Annotated in this window: 14 protein-coding genes and 2 tRNA genes; 7 read left to right on the top strand and 9 right to left on the bottom strand. The window is 70.1% G+C overall.

What is annotated here, in order from left to right:
• Positions 1-139: 139 nt before the first annotated feature.
• Both ACSYGN_RS13590 and ACSYGN_RS13585 read left to right on the top strand, forming a co-directional pair.
• Entirely contained in the window at positions 140-304 is a 165-nt protein-coding gene (locus tag ACSYGN_RS13590; RefSeq protein ID WP_460395277.1) for a hypothetical protein, read from the top strand.
• A 61-nt stretch (positions 305-365) separates the two neighbouring features.
• On the top strand, positions 366-1,463 hold the full coding sequence (locus ACSYGN_RS13585; protein WP_460395275.1) for a YlbL family protein: 1,098 nt from the start codon (positions 366-368) through the stop codon (positions 1,461-1,463).
• Between the two features lie 114 nt (positions 1,464-1,577).
• Here ACSYGN_RS13585 and ACSYGN_RS13580 read toward each other — a convergent pair whose 3' ends face one another.
• Complete coding sequence (locus ACSYGN_RS13580) at positions 1,578-2,120, bottom strand: PPA1309 family protein (protein WP_460395273.1); 543 nt, start codon at positions 2,118-2,120, stop codon at positions 1,578-1,580.
• A 164-nt stretch (positions 2,121-2,284) separates the two neighbouring features.
• Here ACSYGN_RS13580 and ACSYGN_RS13575 point away from each other — a divergent pair, with 164 nt between their 5' ends.
• The 4 genes from ACSYGN_RS13575 (at position 2,285) to ACSYGN_RS13560 (ending at position 7,871) form a co-directional block, all read left to right on the top strand.
• A complete protein-coding gene (locus ACSYGN_RS13575) occupies positions 2,285-5,263 on the top strand; it encodes a UPF0182 family membrane protein (protein WP_460403438.1) in 2,979 nt (992 codons plus the stop codon).
• Between the two features lie 44 nt (positions 5,264-5,307).
• Positions 5,308-5,381, top strand: a tRNA-Met gene (locus tag ACSYGN_RS13570).
• A 284-nt stretch (positions 5,382-5,665) separates the two neighbouring features.
• Entirely contained in the window at positions 5,666-7,549 is a 1,884-nt protein-coding gene (locus tag ACSYGN_RS13565) for a tetratricopeptide repeat protein (protein WP_460395271.1), read from the top strand.
• Positions 7,550-7,797: 248 nt separating this feature from the next.
• Positions 7,798-7,871: transfer RNA gene (locus ACSYGN_RS13560), tRNA-Met, on the top strand.
• An 84-nt stretch (positions 7,872-7,955) separates the two neighbouring features.
• On the opposite strand, the gene ACSYGN_RS13555 is transcribed toward ACSYGN_RS13560, so the two are convergent.
• From ACSYGN_RS13555 to hisN, 3 genes are all read right to left on the bottom strand, one after another.
• Positions 7,956-8,369 carry a Fur family transcriptional regulator gene (locus ACSYGN_RS13555; RefSeq protein ID WP_460395269.1) on the bottom strand — a complete coding sequence of 138 codons (414 nt, stop codon included), beginning with the start codon at positions 8,367-8,369 and terminating at the stop codon, positions 7,956-7,958.
• 130 nt (positions 8,370-8,499) lie between these two features.
• Positions 8,500-8,892: a CBS domain-containing protein gene (locus ACSYGN_RS13550; protein ID WP_460395267.1), complete on the bottom strand. Its 393-nt coding sequence runs from the start codon at positions 8,890-8,892 to the stop codon at positions 8,500-8,502.
• Positions 8,893-9,061: 169 nt separating this feature from the next.
• Positions 9,062-9,862: a histidinol-phosphatase gene (gene hisN / locus ACSYGN_RS13545; protein ID WP_460395265.1), complete on the bottom strand. Its 801-nt coding sequence runs from the start codon at positions 9,860-9,862 to the stop codon at positions 9,062-9,064.
• Between the two features lie 386 nt (positions 9,863-10,248).
• On the opposite strand from hisN, the gene ACSYGN_RS13540 reads away from it, so the two are divergent.
• Positions 10,249-10,860 (top strand): TetR/AcrR family transcriptional regulator, encoded by a 612-nt coding sequence (locus ACSYGN_RS13540; RefSeq protein ID WP_460395263.1) that lies wholly within the window; start codon positions 10,249-10,251, stop codon positions 10,858-10,860.
• 218 nt (positions 10,861-11,078) lie between these two features.
• Here the strand turns inward: ACSYGN_RS13540 and ACSYGN_RS13535 are convergent, their stop codons facing one another.
• The 5 genes from ACSYGN_RS13535 to ACSYGN_RS13515 form a co-directional block, all read right to left on the bottom strand.
• Positions 11,079-11,402, bottom strand: a complete 324-nt coding sequence (locus ACSYGN_RS13535; protein WP_460395261.1) for a DMT family transporter — start codon at positions 11,400-11,402, stop codon at positions 11,079-11,081.
• 76 nt (positions 11,403-11,478) lie between these two features.
• A complete protein-coding gene (gene rsgA, locus ACSYGN_RS13530; protein WP_460395259.1) occupies positions 11,479-12,489 on the bottom strand; it encodes a ribosome small subunit-dependent GTPase A in 1,011 nt (336 codons plus the stop codon).
• 17 nt (positions 12,490-12,506) lie between these two features.
• The gene (gene aroA / locus ACSYGN_RS13525) at positions 12,507-13,823 is read right to left on the bottom strand and encodes a 3-phosphoshikimate 1-carboxyvinyltransferase (protein ID WP_460395257.1); all 1,317 of its coding nucleotides are present in this window, start codon (positions 13,821-13,823) and stop codon (positions 12,507-12,509) included.
• Between the two features lie 350 nt (positions 13,824-14,173).
• Positions 14,174-14,896: a M50 family metallopeptidase gene (locus ACSYGN_RS13520; RefSeq protein WP_460395255.1), complete on the bottom strand. Its 723-nt coding sequence runs from the start codon at positions 14,894-14,896 to the stop codon at positions 14,174-14,176.
• Positions 14,897-15,250: 354 nt separating this feature from the next.
• Positions 15,251-16,018: an NPP1 family protein gene (locus ACSYGN_RS13515; RefSeq protein WP_460395253.1), complete on the bottom strand. Its 768-nt coding sequence runs from the start codon at positions 16,016-16,018 to the stop codon at positions 15,251-15,253.
• Between the last annotated feature and the right edge of the window lie 125 nt (positions 16,019-16,143).

Raw genomic sequence — 16,143 nt, 5'->3', positions numbered from 1 at the left:
CCCCGCCCCACCGGCGCCGCCGTGCTCCTTCGCGCGCATCCGCTTGCGTAACCGCGCCCCTGGCGTGCGCGTTGTCCGTACTGATGTTTAATCTGCTGATCAGTAAGTTTGCTGTGGCTCGTGGGGCTGGGAGGTCGGGATGGCGGCGCTCACCTGGTTGCTGATTCCGCTTGCGGCGGCGGTCGGTGCCGGTCTGTGGGGGAGTTGGGCCAACAGGACCCGCAAGGCCCGCAGCGACGGACCCGAACTGGACGGCTATGCCCGGTTCCGCGAGGCCATGGAGCGGTCCCACTCCGGCACCTGAGACCGGCAGGGGGGAGCTGCCCTGACGGCGCTCCGACAGAAACGTCCCGTACTGTCGTGCCATGCCACGCCGCACCGCGACGATGCTCGCCTCCACCCTCATGCTGATCGCGCTCCTGTGCGCGGGAGTCCTCATCCCCGTGCCGTACGCGGAGATGTCTCCGGGACCGACGGTGAACACCCTCGGCGAGCACGACGGCGAGCCGGTGCTGCAGATCTCCGGGCACAAGACCTACGGCACGAGCGGCCACCTCAACATGACCACCGTCCGGGTCACCAGTGCCGACTACCGGATGAACCTCGTCGAGGCGCTGTACGGCTGGCTCGCGCACGACACCAAGATCGTGCCGCACGACACGCTCTACCCCGATGGCAAGACCGAGGAGCAGTCGACCCAGGAGAACGCCGAGGAGTTCAGCCAGTCCCAGGAGAGCGCCAAGGTCGCCGCCCTGAAGGAGCTCAAGATCCCGGTGAGGTCCTGGGTGATCGTCTCGACGGTCGTCAAGGACACCCCGGCCGAGGGCAAGCTGCACGCCGGTGATGTGATCAAGGCCGTCGACGGGACGGCCGTGAAGCAGCCGTCGGACGTCGCCAAGCTGGTGACGAAGCACAAGCCCGGCCAGGACGTCGTCTTCACCGTCGTCCCCGCCAAGGAGCAGGCCGCCGCCGAGAAGGCGAACAGGACGGCCACGAAGACGGAGAAGGTGACGATCACCACGGCGACCTCGCACGACAGCGGTGCCGCGCGAGCCATCGTCGGGATCTCCGCCGGGACGGACCACACCTTCCCGTTCACCATCGACATCAAGCTCGCCGACGTCGGCGGTCCGAGCGCCGGTCTGATGTTCGCCCTCGGCATCTACGACAAGCTCACCCCGGGCAGCCTCACCGGCGGCACGTTCGTGGCCGGTACCGGCACCATCGACGACAACGGCAAGGTCGGCCCGATCGGCGGCATCGAGATGAAGACGGTCGGCGCCCGCGACAAGGGCGCCCGGTACTTCCTGACGCCCGCCGAGAACTGCGCGGCCGCCGCCAAGGACACCCCGAGCGGGCTGCGGCTCGTCAAGGTCTCCACGATCGACGACGCCATCGGCGCCCTCAAGGACATCCGCAGCGGCGACACCGCCGCCCTGCCGAAGTGCTCGGCCAAGGGCTGATCCCGAAATCCCGGTGGCCCGGGCGCGGCGGCCCGGGGGCGGCGGCCCGGGCACGGCGGCACGGGCGGCGCTCGCCGCGCCGCCCGCGGGATCCGCGCTCACCCGCTCACCCGCTTACTCGGCGAACGTCGCCGCCAGCGCCTCCGCGAGCCCCGGCACCAGATCGGGGCCGGTGAGGACCTCCGTCGACGAGTCCTTGTCGCGCAGCCTGAGCGCCGACTCACGGGCGCCGTCGCGCAGCACCGCCACCGTCATGCGCACCTCCTGGCGCTCCGGGTGTCCGGCCACCCACGAGGCCAGCCGCGCCCCGTCCAGGCCCTGCGGTACGGACGCCTCGGCGGACGGCGGCAGCATCAGCCGCTCCACCGTGAGTGCGCAGCCGGTCACCGCCCCCGGCCAGGCGATCGTGCCCAGGAACTCGTCGAGCGGCTTGTCCGTTGGCACTTCGTCCTGCTCGATCGGGGTGAGACCGGTGGTGGCCGGTTCGTCCTCCAGACCGAGCTGGGCCGCCAGGGCGGGTTCCTGGGTCCGCAATTGTGCGGTGTCGACGAGGGCGAAGAGGCGGGCGGGCTGGTCCCAGCCGAGGCCGGAGGCGTACTCGTCGATCTCGAGCACGGCCCGGGTGAGGGGGTTCGCTGCCATGGAGGTGTTGGACATGGTCACAATCCTGCCTCGTTCCGCACCAGAAGCGGGAACCGCGTGAACGGTGAGTAGGTTGCATAGGAGAGGCCCCGTGATCAGGCGGGGCCGAGTACGGTCCACGATCCCGAGGGCCAGACGGAACAACAGCGAACTTCGAGGTGCGCACCTTGGCTTTCCAGATGCCGGACCGCGGCGGAGGCCCCACGGGGCCGCGGATCAGAATGGGACGACCGTCCCGGCGGGCCCGGTCACTGCTCATGACGCTGGGCGTCCTCGCGGTCCTGGGCATGGTGTTCACCATGTTCGCGGGCTTCTGGACGGACTGGCTGTGGTACCGGTCGGTGCACTACTCCTCGGTGTTCACGACCACCCTGTGGACCAAGATCGGGCTGTTCTTCGTCTTCGGCCTGCTGATGGCGGCCTCGATAGGCGTCAACATCTGGCTGGCGCACCGGCTGCGGCCCCCGCTGAGCGCCATGTCCACGGAGCAGCAGAACCTCGACCGGTACCGGATGGGGATCGCGCCGTACAAGAAGTGGCTGCTGCTGTCCATCACGGCCCTGGTCGGGCTGGTCGCGGGTGCCTCCGCGTCCAGCCAGTGGCGGGTCTGGCTGATGTGGGTCAACGGCGTGCCCTTCCACCAGAAGGACCCGCAGTTCCACCTCGACGTCTCCTTCTACGCGTTCGACCTGCCCTGGTACCGGTTCCTGCTGGGCTTCGGCTTCGCGACCGTGATCCTCTCCGTCATCGCCGCAGCGCTCACCCACTACCTCTACGGCGGGCTGCGCCTGACCAGCCCCGGCGCGCGCGCCACCGGGGCCGCCACCGGGCATCTCTCGGTCCTCATCGGGATCTTCGTCGCCCTCAAGGCGGTCGCCTACTGGCTCGACCGGTACGGCCTCGCGGTCAAGTCCAGCGACTTCAAGGCGACGGGCAACTGGACGGGGCTGCGCTATGTCGACGCCAACGCCTACTACCCGGCCAAAACCATCCTGTTCTTCATCGCGGTCATCTGCGCACTGCTGTTCTTCGCCACGCTGTGGCGGCGCACCTGGCAGCTGCCCGTCATCGGCTTCGGCCTGATGGTGCTCTCCGCCATCCTCATCGGCGGCCTGTACCCGGCGATCGTCCAGAAGTTCCAGGTCGAGCCGAACGAGCAGGCCAAGGAAGCGCCGTACGTCAAGAAGAACATCGAGGCGACCCGCAAGGCGTACGGGATCGACAGCGCGAACGTCGCCGACTACGCGGGCGCCAGCACCACCAAGGACAAGACCGAGCTGCGCGACGACGCCACCGGGACCGCCAGCTACCGCCTCATGGACCCGAACATAGTCTCGCCGACCTTCGAGCAGCTCCAGCAGGTGCGCAACTACTACGGCTTCCCGTCCAATCTCGCCGTCGACCGCTACAAGATCAACGGCAAGGACCAGGACACCGTCATCGGTCTGCGTGAGCTGAATCTCGACGGCATCCCGAAGAAGAACTGGATCAACGACCACTTCCGCTACACCCACGGCTACGGCGTGGTCGCGGCCAGGGGCACCGGGGCCGACTCCGAGGGCCGGCCGGTGTTCACCGAGTCCGACCTGCCGTCCTCCGGCGACCTGGGCACGTACCAGCAGCGGATCTACTACGGCGAGAAGACCGACACGTACTCCATCGTCGGCGGTCCCCAGAAGGAGATCGACTACTCCGACGACACCGGTGAGAAGACCACCAGCTACACCGGCAACAGCGGGGTCAGCCTCTCCAGCCCGATCAACCGCGCCGCGTACGCGGCGGCGTTCAGCGAGCCGCAGATCCTGTACTCCGGTGCCATCGGCAAGGGTTCGCGGATCCTCTACAACCGCACGCCCAAGCAGCGCGTCGAGGCGGTGGCCCCCTGGCTGACCATCGACGGCGTCTCCTACCCGGCGGTGGTCGACAACCGCATCCAGTGGATCGTCGACGCGTACACCACCACCAACGGCTATCCCTACTCCTCGCGCACCACGCTGGGCGACACGACCACGGACTCGCTGACTGCCGCCAACAACCAGCGTGTGGTGGCCCAGCAGAACCAGGTCAACTACATCCGCAACTCGGTGAAGGCGACCGTCGACGCGTACACCGGCGAGGTCAAGCTCTACCAGTGGGACACCCAGGACCCGGTCCTCAAGACCTGGATGAAGGCCTTCCCCGGCACGGTCAAGTCGAAGAAGGCCATCTCGCAGGACCTGATGGACCATCTCCGGTATCCGCAGGACCTGTTCAAGGTCCAGCGCGAACTGCTCACCCGCTACCACGTCACGGACGCGCAGACCTTCCTCAGCGGCAGCGAGGTGTGGCAGATCCCGGACGACCCGACCAACAAGTCGGGCGACGCGGTGCCGCCGTACTACCTGAGCCTCAAGATGCCCGGCGATCAGTCCCAGGCGTTCTCCCTGACGACGACCATGACACCGAACGGCCGTGACAACCTGAGCGCCTTCATGTCGGTCGACGCCGAGGCGGGCACCAGCGACTACGGCAAGATCACCATCCTGAAACTGCCGACGGGCAGAACCATCGACGGTCCCAAACGGGTGCAGAGCCAGTTCAACTCCGAACCGGCCATCGCCGAGTCCATCCGGCTGCTCAGAGGCGGCGACTCGGACATCGAGTACGGCAACCTGCTGACGGTGCCGCTCGACGGCGGGCTGCTCTACGTGGAGCCGGTCTATGTGCGCGGCGGTGACCTCAAGTACCCGCTGCTGCGCAAGGTGTTGGTGACCTACGGCGGCAACACCGCCTTCGAGGACACCCTGGACGCGGCGCTCGACAAGGTCTTCGGCACGGACGGCTCGACCACCACGCCGTCGGACTCGGGGAACACCAACCCGCCCACGTCGAGCAACCCGACGGTCCGCCAGGCGCTCAGCGACGCCCAGAAGGCGTTCGAAGCCGGTCAGCAGGCCCTGAAGGACAACGACTGGACGGCCTACGGCAAGGCGCAGAAGGACCTGCAGAACGCGCTGAAGCGGGCCGAGGACGCGCAGGCCAAGGCGGACAAGTCCGCCGGCAGCACCAAGAAGCCCAGCAGCAGCGCCGGTTCGGGCAGCAGCGCGAGTCCGAGCAGCAGTCCCAGCTCCAGCCCGAGCAGCAGTCCCAGCCCCAGCAAGAGCGGGGGCAGCGGCTGATCAATGGGCACACCCCGCGCCGTGATACGGTTGTTGCACAACGGCGCGGGGTGGAGCAGCTCGGTAGCTCGCTGGGCTCATAACCCAGAGGTCGCAGGTTCAAATCCTGTCCCCGCTACTGACGTCGACGGCAGCGATGCCGAAGTGACGGCGAAGGCCCGGGTCCTGAGCGGACCCGGGCCTTTGTGATGTGCGCCGCCCGTCGTGAGACGCCGGGACGCGGCTGCCGCGTCAGGAATCGCATATGCCGTGCCACGAGTTGGTGACGGTACCGCCGCGCCGCCGTGGGGAGTTGAGGGATCTGTGTTTGACTTGTCTCTCTGTGGGCATGTCGACAAAACGCTGAAGTGACCTCACTGGCTGCGGTATACCAGGTGTACCCGGGTTGCGGGTGGTGCGACGATGGACGTTATGGGGGACAAGGCAACTCTGTTCGAGACAGGGCGGTTTGTGCATCCTTCCGATCGGGAGGATGCCCGGGACGAGACCGGGCAGGTGGCCGACGAGGCCGTGGAGGAGCTGCGCATGCGGCTGGCAGCCGAGAACGGCGACGCCGAGGCGATGAGCGTCCTCGGAGCCATGCTGCTGCGCCGCGGTGATCTCGACGGCGCCGAGCCTCATCTGCGTGCTGCCACCGCCGAGGGCGACCGGGCCGCCGCCAACAACCTCGGAGTCCTTCTCCACCAGCGCGGATACCCCGACGAGGCGGCCGGCTGGTGGCGCATCGCCGCCGTCGCCGGCTCCGCCGCGGCCGCGCACGCCCTCGGCCGCCACCACCGTGAGCGCGGCGACGAGCCCGCCGCCGAGTACTGGCTGCGCCAGTCCGCCGAGCAGGGGCACACCCTCGGCGCCTACACGCTCGCCGATCTGCTGGAGCACCGCGCCGACGCCGACGCCGAGCAATGGATGCGGGCCGCCGCGGAACGCGGGCACCGGGAGGCCGCGTACCGGCTCGCCCGCGCGCTCGATCTGCGCGCCGGACAGGAGAGCGACCGCGCCGGTCGGGAGCGCGACGGCGAGGGCGGTGCCAAGGCTGCCGCCAAGACCGTTGCCAAAATCGCCTCCAAGACCGCCGCCGAGGCCGAGCAGTGGTACCGGCAGGCCGCCGCGCGCGGGCACCGGCAGGCCGCGCTGCATCTCGGCACCATCCTCGAACGGCGTGGCCGGCTCAAGGAGGCGGGACGCTGGTACCTGACGTCCGCCAAGGACGGCGACGCGCGCGCCGCCTGCGCCCTGGGCTTCCTGCTGCGCGACGCCGGGGACATCGAGAACGCCTTCGTATGGTGGCTCAGAGCCGCGCAGGACGGTGACGGCAACGCCGCCAACGCGCTCGGCGCGCTGCACGCCCAGCGCGGCGAGCAGCAGACCGCCGAGCGGTGGTACCGGGCGGCGATGGACGCCGGGGACGACAACGGCGCGTACAACCTCGGGCTGCTCTGCGCCGAGCAGGGCAGGACCGCGCAGGCCGAGCAGTGGTACCGGCGCGCCGCCTACGCCGGCCACCGCGAGGCGGCCAACGCGCTCGCCGTCCTGCTGCTCCAGGGCGGCGACACGGCGGGGGCCGAGCCGTGGTTCTCCAAGGCGGCGGAGGCCGGCAGCGTCGACGCCGCGTTCAACCTGGGCATCCTCTACGCCGGGCGGGGCACCGAGCGGGAGACCGCGCTCGCCCTGCGCTGCTACGAGCGTGCGGCCGCCGCCGGTCACACCGAGGCCGCGCTCCAGGTCGGCATCGCCCGGCTGCGCGAGGGCGACGAGCGCGAGGCCGAGCGGTATCTGCGGTGCGCGGCGGGCGGCGGCAGCGCCGAGGCTGCGTACCGGCTCGCGACCGTGCTCGACGCCCGGCGGCCCCCGGCGCCCGCGCACGGGCTGGGGCAGTCGGTGTACGAGAAGACCGAGTGCGAGGAGTGGTACGAGCGGGCGGCCTCCCAGGGGCACCGGCGGGCCCAGGTGCGGGTCGGGATGCTGGCCGCGGCGCGCGGTGACGTGGTCGAGGCGGCCCGGTGGTACCGGAAGGCCGCGGACGCCGGATCGCGCAACGGGGCGTTCAATCTCGGGCTGCTGCTGGCCCGGGAGGGGAGCGAGCCGGAGGCGGCGGTCTGGTGGACCCGGGCCGCCGACGCGGGGCACGGCCGGGCGGCGCTGCGGCTCGCCCTCGTCTACGCGCGTCGTGGCGAGCTCGCGGAGGGGCAGCGGTGGGCCGACCGGGCGGTGTCCCTCGGGCCGGGGGAGGTGGCGGCTCGGGCGGAGCGGTTGCGGGACGCGTTGCGTTCTGAGCTGTCTGCGTGACGCTGCGCTGGCTTTGGCGGGGTTTTCCCACCCGCCCGCCCGACTCGGTTGGGCAAGAGGTTGCCGAGTTCTGGGGCTTCGCCCCAGACCCCATGGCCAAGGGCTGGTGGTGGGTTTCCGCTGTGCGGGCCCCGGGGGTTCGGGGTGGGGATTTTGCCCACCCACCCGCCCGACTCGGTCGGGTCATGGGTGCTCCGAAAAGCGATTTGCTTCTGTCCGGTGCGGTCACGTAGTGTTCAGCACGTCGACGCGGGGTGGAGCAGCTCGGTAGCTCGCTGGGCTCATAACCCAGAGGTCGCAGGTTCAAATCCTGTCCCCGCTACTGAAGGCCGAAGGCCGGAGTCCATGTGGTTCATGGGTTCCGGCCTTCGGTTTGTTCTTGTGCTGTGTGCTGTGTGCTGCGTGGTTACTGTGCGCAGGTCGGGCAGAGGCCACGGTATGTGACCTCCACCTCCGACACCTTGAAGCCGAAGCGCTCCGCGTCGGGGAGGTCGGCCAGCGGGTTGCCACTCGGGTGGACGTCCTTGATGGCGCCGCAGCGGGCGCAGACCAGGTGCTGGTGCGGGACGTGCGCGTTCGGGTCGTAGCGCTTGGCCCGTCTGTCGGTGGTGACCTCCAGGACCTCACCGAGGGAGACGAGCTCGCCCAGGGTGTTGTACACGGTCGCCCGGGAGATCTCGGGCAGCTTCGCGACCGCCAGGTGGTGCACCTCGTCGGCCGTCAGGTGGACGTGCTCACCGTCCAGCACCTCGGCCACGACACGCCGCTGCGCGGTCATCCGCCATCCGCGACCGCGCAGCCGTTCCAGAAGGTCGCTCATGGAGCGGATTCTAACAGTGTGCAGACCATTTTACGAATGAGTGTCACTTTGGAATCGGTCTAAGGAAGGGGCGGGGGCCCTGTTCCGGGGGCACTGTTCTGTCTGGGCGTGGTTCCCCACCCCTCCCGTGTCAGGCCGGTACGTGCTGCCTCGCCGGGGCCCAGCAGCGGATGATGTCGCGGACCGAGACGATGCCGGCCGGTTCGCCGTCGTCCAGGACGATGAGGTGACGGAAGCCACCGTGGGCCATGGTGCGGGCGGCCTCCTCCAGCGTCCAGGACGGTGCGGCGAACACGACCTCGTTGGTGGTGTGGGCGTGGGTGCGTTCCGTGTCCGGGTCCTGGCCGTGGCCCACGGAGTTCAGGATGTCGCGCTCGGTGAGTATGCCGATCCCGCCCGCGTCGGGGTCGAGGACCACGGCTGCGCCGACCCGGCGTGCGGACATCAGGGCGGCGGCCTGGCGGAGGGTGTGTGCGGGGCCGATGGTGAGGACCACCGTGCTCATGGCGTCACGGACGAGCATGGGATGGAGCCACCTCCTGTAGAAACCGTGCCGAACGGTCCCGCTGGGCCGCTCGTGCACGAATTCACAAATTCACAAGTAGGGCGACTCTCAGAGTGACAGGTAAAACAGGGGTCAACAAGGGGGCGCGCATGCTCTTCTGAGGGCGTACGCGCTCACCTGCGGAGAGTCAGCCGCGCTGGTTGAGATACCCCAGCAGTTCCTCGTGCAGCAGTCCGTTCGACGCCGCCGCGTTGCCGCTGTGCGGGCCCGGGCGGCCGTCCAGGCCGGTGAAGGTGCCGCCCGCCTCCGTCACCACGATCGCCGTGGCGGCCATGTCCCACAGCGACAGCTCCGGCTCCGCACACAGGTCCACCGAGCCCTCGGCCACCATCATGTACGGCCAGAAGTCGCCGTACGCGCGCGTGCGCCACACATCGCGGGTGAGGTCCAGGAAGCCGTTCAGCCGGCCCTGCTCCTCCCAGCCGGACAGCGAGGAGTACGCGAACGACGCGTCCGAGAGCTGCGCCACCCGCGAGACCGCCAGCCGGGTCGCCGACGACAGGCTGCGGCCGCCGAACGCCCCGTGGCCCTTCGCGGCCCACCAGCGGCGGTTCAGGGCGGGCGCGGACACCACACCGACGACCGGCTGCCAGCCGCCCTCGGCCACCTCCATCAGCGCGATCAGGGTGGCCCAGACGGGGACACCGCGGACGTAGTTCTTGGTCCCGTCGATCGGGTCGATCACCCAGCGCCGCGGGCCGGTGCCCTCGACGCCGTACTCCTCACCGATGATCGCGTCACGTGGGCGGGCCCGCTGGAGCTGGCCGCGGATCAACTCCTCCGCGGACTTGTCCGCCTCGCTCACGGGGGTCATGTCCGGCTTGGTCTCGACCTTGAGGTCGAGCGCCTTGAAGCGGTCCATCGTCGCGGCGTCGGCGGCGTCCGCCAGTACGTGGGCGAGGCGCAGGTCGTCGAGGTAGTCCGGCATGGGACGAACGGTATCCGAGCATTCGCTGTGCTGTGTATCTGCGGGTGGGGGCGCGGGCGGTGCGGGTGCGGGTGGGGTGCGGTGTGAGTTCGGGTGCGGGTGCGTCGTGGTTGGTCGCTCCCCCAAGCTCTCAACTTCTTTCGAGCAGGGAGGTACCCCCATCGCGGCGGAGCCGCATGTCGACACAGCCCCGCGCCCCTGGGGAGTTGCGGCTGACGCCCTTGGGGGCGCGGGAACTGTTCGACGGAGGCGCGGGACTTGTTCGACCTGCCGGCCGCGCACAGTGCCTAACGGCACCCCCCGGATGGGCTTCATGAACCCTTGACAGTGCATGCGCCCACGTCAAGTCTGGGCGCAGAGCCGCCGCTGGCCCCTGGGAGGCGAAGATGCCTGCAGCGCGGGAATCCCTGCTCGACGCCGCGTACTCGGCGCTGGCGCGCCGGTCGTGGTCCACCATCCGCATGGTGGACGTGGCCGCCGTCGCCGGAGTGTCCCGACAGACGCTTTACAACGAGTTCGGGAGCAAGGAAGGGCTCGCCCGGGCGCTGGTGCGCCGGGAGGCGGACAGCTATCTCGCCGGAGTCGAGCGCGCCCTCACGCTGTCCGGTGACGTACCCGACCGGCTCGCCGCGATCGCCGAGTGGACGGCGCAGGCCGCCCGCGGCAACACGCTGGTCCGCGCCATGCTCACCGGATGCTGGAGCGAGCGGCTGCCCTCGCCGACGCTCTCCGCGGTGCCGTCCTCCTCGGCCGTACCGGCGCAGCGCAGGGCGGACGGCCCGCTGCCCTCGCCCGCCGACTTCGTGGCGGCCGTACGGGACCGTGCCGTCGCGGTGCTGGCCGGGCCCGGGGCGTCCAGGGCCGAGACCGTCGACCTCGTCCGCTCCTGCGAACTCGCCGTCCGGCTGGCCCTGTCCTGTGTGGCGGCACCGCCCGCCGAGGGCCGGATAGCGGAGCTGATCCGCGACGCCCTGTACCGCAGACAGCCCGTCGGCTGACCCGGACCGGCCAAGGACACTGGCCACACCCTGCCCCCCAGCTCACCTGGGCTCTGAACAGGTCGAGCGAAGTCTGCTGCGGTTCGGCAGCGCCCTGAAGGGGCGCGGGGCTGTACCGATCTGCGGCTCCGCCGGGTGGGCGCGACCAGCCACGACGGTGCCGCAGACGACAGACGACAGACGACAGACGACAGATCGCGGCACTCCCAGCGGAGCGCTCAGCGTGCGGACCCCGACAACTGCAGCCCGATCACCCCGACGATCACCAGGCTGATCGACACGATCTTCAGCGTCGAGACCAGGTCGCCGAGGAAGGCCATGCCGTAGATCGCGGTGCCTGCTGCTCCGATGCCCGTCCACACGGCGTAGGCCGGGCCCACGTCGAGCTTTCTGAGGGAGAGGGTCAGCAGGCCGAAGCTGCCGAGGGCGAAGGAACAGAAGGCGATCGTCGGCCACAGCCGGGAGAAGCCGTGGGACAGCTTGAGGCTCACGGCGAAGCCGGTCTCCAACAGACCGGCCACGATGACCAGCAGCCACGCCATGTGCTGTCCCCTCCAGAGTCCGGGTCGGTGCGTTTATGCACTTTCCGGACTCAAGACCTCACAAACAACGCGATGGTCAGTCGCCCTCCCTGCGCTCCCGTGTCGCCAGCAGTCGGCGCAGGGAGTACAGCCGGGCCGGGTCGGCGTGGCCGTCGGCGACCCAGGCGTCCAGGGCGCACTCCGGCTCGTCGTGGCTGCATGCGCGCGGGCAGCCTTCCGTACCGGGCTCCAGGTCGGGGAAGGCGTGGATCACCCGGGAGGGATCGATGTGCGCGAGGCCGAAGGAGCGTACGCCCGGTGTGTCGATGACCCAGCCGTCGGTGCCGGTGAGCGGCAGCGCCAGAGCCGAGGTGGTGGTGTGCCGGCCGCGGCCCGTGACGACGTTGACATGTCCTGTCATACGCCGTCTGTCCTTCGGCACCAAGGCGTTGACCAGGGTCGTCTTGCCGACGCCGGAGTGCCCCACGAACGCCGTGATCTTGCCGTCGAGATGCTCGCGCACCCGGTCCGCCGCGTCACCGTTCTCCAGTTCCGCACGGCTGGTGACGACGTAGGGGATGTCGAGGTGGCCGTAGAGCTCCAGGAGCATGTCCGGCGGGGCCAGATCGGACTTGGTCAGGACGAGGAAGGGGTCCAGGCCGCCGTCGTAGGCCGCGACCAGGCAGCGGTCGATGAGGCGCGGGCGGGGTTCCGGGTCGGCGAGGGCGGTGACGATGGCGAGCTGGTCGGCGTTGGCGACGACCACGCGCTCGTACGGGTCGTCGTCGTCCGCCGTGCGGCGCAGCAGTGAGCTGCGCTCCTCGACGCGGATGATGCGCGCGAGGGTGTCCTTCTGGCCGGACAGATCACCCACCAGGGCGACATGGTCGCCGACGACGGCGGCCTTGCGGCCCAGCTCGCGGGCCTTCATCGCGACTACGACCCGGTCGTCGACGAGGCAGGTCAGACGGCCCCGGTCGACGGTGAGGACCATGCCCCCGGCGGCGTCCTCGTGCTTGGGCCGGATATGCGTGCGCGGTCGGTTGCCCCGGCGGTTGGGGCGGGTGCGGATGTCGTCCTCGTCGGTGTGCTTGCCGTAGCGGCGCATGACGGCTGCCCTGTGCCCTACGCCCCGAGCATCCCGGTCCACAGGTCCGGGAAGTCCGGCAGGGTCTTCGCGGTGGTGGCCACGTTCTCGATCCGTACGCCGTCGACCGCTAGGCCGATGATCGCACCGGCGGTCGCCATACGGTGGTCCTCATAGGTGTGGAAGGTCCCGTCGTGCAGGGGGCGCGGGCGGATGTGCAGGCCGTCGGCGGTCTCCGTGACGTCGCCGCCCAGCTCGTTGATCTCCTTGGTGAGCGCGGCCAGCCGGTCCGTCTCGTGCAGCCGCAGATGCGCCACACCGCGCAGTGTCGAGGGGGAGTCCGCGAGCGCGGCCACCGCCGCGATGCCCGGGGTCAGCTCGCCGACGTCACCGAGGTCCACATCGATACCGTGCACGGCACCCGAACCGGTGAACTCCAGGCCGTACTCCGTCAGTTCGCAGGAACCGCCCATCTCGGTGAAGATCTCGCGCAGCCGGTCGCCCGGCTGGGTCGTCCGGGACGGCCAGTCCGGGACGAGCACCCGGCCGCCGGTCACCAGCGCCGCCGCCAGGAACGGCTGCGCGTTCGACAGATCCGGCTCGATCGTCAGGTCCCGGCCCAGCAGCGCGCCCGGCGTGACCCGCCAGACGTTCGGCTCGCCGCCCGACTCCGGGGTGTCCACCTGGGCGCCGACCGCTCGCAGCATGTCCACCGTCATCCGGATGTGCGGCATCGACGGCAGTGTGGCGCCGGTGTGGCGGACCTCGACGCCCTGGTTGAAGCGCGGCCCGGACAGCAGCAGCGCCGACACGAACTGGGACGAGGACGAGGCGTCGATCGACACCGGGCCGCCCTCCAGGGCACCCCCGCCGTGCACCGTCAGGGGCAGCGCGCCGCGCCCGTCGTCGTCGATACGGGCGCCGAGCGCGCGCAGCGCGTCGACCACGCCGTTCAGGGGACGCTCGTACGACCTCGGGTCGCCGTCGAAGCGGATGGGGCCGTCGGCCAGCGTGGCCACCGGCGGCAGGAAGCGCATCACCGTGCCCGCGTTGCCGACGTCGACGGTGGCCGGGCCGCGCAGGCCCGCCGGGAACACCCGCCACGCCTCGCCGGAGCCGTCGGGGCCGACGCCCTCCTCGATCTCGACGCCCATCGCGCGCAGGGCGCCCGCCATCAGCAGCGTGTCGCGGGAGCGCAGCGGGCGGCGCAGCCAGCCGGGCTCGGAGGCGAGGGCGGCCAGCACCAGGGCGCGGTTGGTGACCGACTTGGACCCGGGCACGTGGACCGTCGCGTCGACGGCTCCGCTCGCGTGCGGGGCGGTCCAGAGGGCGGTGGGCGCGGGGTTAGCGGTCATGCGCCCCACTTTAATGGCTGCCGACAACCGGAGATCTTGATCGAAGACGGCGAAACCGTGGCGAAATCAGGGCGTGGTAGACGCCGGGCCCGGTGAACCGGGTATGCCGCGCATATATGCGCGCGGCGATGTCCCATCCGTCCGCGTACCGCGTGGCAGGACCGTTCGGAAGGACTGTCGCACGGTGCACGGCGGGACCGTACACACCGTACGGCAGGACCGTTGCACGGTGCACGGCAGGACCGTACGGCAGGGCAGCTGGACGGTGCACGGCAGGACTGCTGCGCGGTGCGCGTCGGCGCCGTAGGTACCGCACGGCAGGGCCGCAGCGCACCGCGCGGCAGCCCCCGTCACACCTCCAGCAGCCAGCGTCCGCCGCCGATCAGCGAGCACAGCGACACCGCGTGGAACAGGAACAGCCACAGTCCCGCGGGCACATGCGTGAGCCGGGACAACTGGTCCGCGTCCGAGTCCCCGGCGCCGTCGCGCATCCGCCTGGCCTGGAGCTCGAAGGGCGGGCGCACGCCGCCGACCAGCAGGAACCACACCACCGTGTACGCGAACGCCGCCTGCACCTGGGGCCCTGCCAGCCACGACACCAGCAGGAAGGTGCCGCCGGTGATGATCACGGTCAGCGCCCCGTAGGCGTTGCGGATCATCACCAGCATCGCGACCAGCAGCGCCGTCGCCACCCACAGCAGCAGGGTGATGCGCCCGGCGGACAGCAGCGCGGCGCCGCCCAGACCGAGCAGCGGGGGAGCGGTGTAACCGGCCGCCGCCGTGAGGATCATGCCGATGCCGTAGGGCTTGCCCCGGCTCACGGTGAGACCGCTGGTGTCGGAGTGCAGCCGTATCCCGGTCAGTCGGCGACCGGTGAGCAGCGCGACCAGACCGTGCCCGCCCTCGTGCGCGATGGTGATGGCGTTGCGGGAGACGCCCCACACCGTGCGCGGCAGGATCACAGCGACCGCCGCGACGAGCGTGGCGAGCACCACCCACAGCTGAGGGTCGGTCTGGGTGCCGGTGAGACGGTCCCAGAGGTCGGGCAGCGTGGTGACGGCGGTGCTGGCCATGTTCGGTGGTCGCTCCCTCTCCGGTCGGGGATGTGGCAGTGTGGCACGTTTGCGCGGACGGCAGCGGACGGCTGCGGACGGTATCTGAGACGCCGACGTGGCAGCGATCGTTCCTGACGGCAAACGTGCAGGTCACAACAGCATTCACAGCAGCGTTCACAACAGCATGAGAGCCCCGGAGTGATCCGGGGCTCCTGTCTCTGCCATCTCTACCCGTGCCGACTGTGCGCCGGCCCGGAGGTACCTGTGACCAGCTCAGGCCGTGACGCGTGAGGGCCGAGCGTCAGGCCGTCAGGCATGCGGGTCGGGCCGTCAGGCATGCGGGTCGGGCCGTCAGGCGTACGAGGCGAGCCGTCAGGCGTACGGGTCGAAGGGGATTCCGGACGGCTTCGCGTAGTTGAGGGCCCACTGGAAGTCACCGTCGTCGATCTTGATGGTGGCCGAGCCGAAGTCGGCGCTCATGAGCTTGTCGCGGTATCCGGCCGGGTAGCCGTCCCAGCCGACGAGGCGCGGGTAGAACCAGTTGCCCGTGACGTTCTCCGCCGGGTCGTCATTGCTGTTGGCGAAGCGGAAGCAGTGGGTCGAGACGCCGTCCTTGTGGTACACGATCTTCGGGTGGGTGCCGTCGAAGCGGATCGCCGAGCGGGCGGCCAGCTGGTAGCCGCTGTGCTGGGACACCGACACGTACTGGATCTCGTTGTCGTAGATCCACACGATGACGTGCTCCCAGTCGTGGGTGTGCCCGATGGCCGCCGGACCGAGGGTGGCCTGGTCCTTCTCGAAGTAGCTGGCGTACATGACGGCGCACCAGCCGTTGTTGCACTTGGAGCGTGAGTAGGTGTTGGCGTTGGCCAGCTGGGCGTAGTCGTGGCAGTGGCCGTTGACGTCGCCGCCGAGCTTCAGGCCGGGGTTGAGGGTGCCGTCGGCGCCGATGGCGGCCGTGGCGTAGCAGCCGTCGCCGTCGTAGTCGTAGGCGGGGGAGAAGGTCTGGTCCAGGCCGTCCGCGTTCTGCGGCAGCAGGGTCAGCACGTTCGCCTGGGCCGTCGTCGGGACCGCCACGAGGAGCGTCATCGCGCCGACGGCTCCGAGCAGCAGCTTGGTGAGGGATTTCAGCTTGGGCATGTCAATTCCTTGTTGAGGGCGTTGAAGGTGTCGAAGGTGCTGAAGGCAGGTGGTGGTGAGAGCAGGCCGAGGCCGAGGGTGTGAACGGCCGTCCCGCCACCCGCCGTGAGGGCGAGTGACGGGAC

This window comes from Streptomyces sp. YIM S03343, assembly GCF_054729195.1.
The sequence above is the reverse complement of the archived record's forward strand: the minus strand, read 5'-3'. Positions and strand labels throughout refer to the sequence as shown.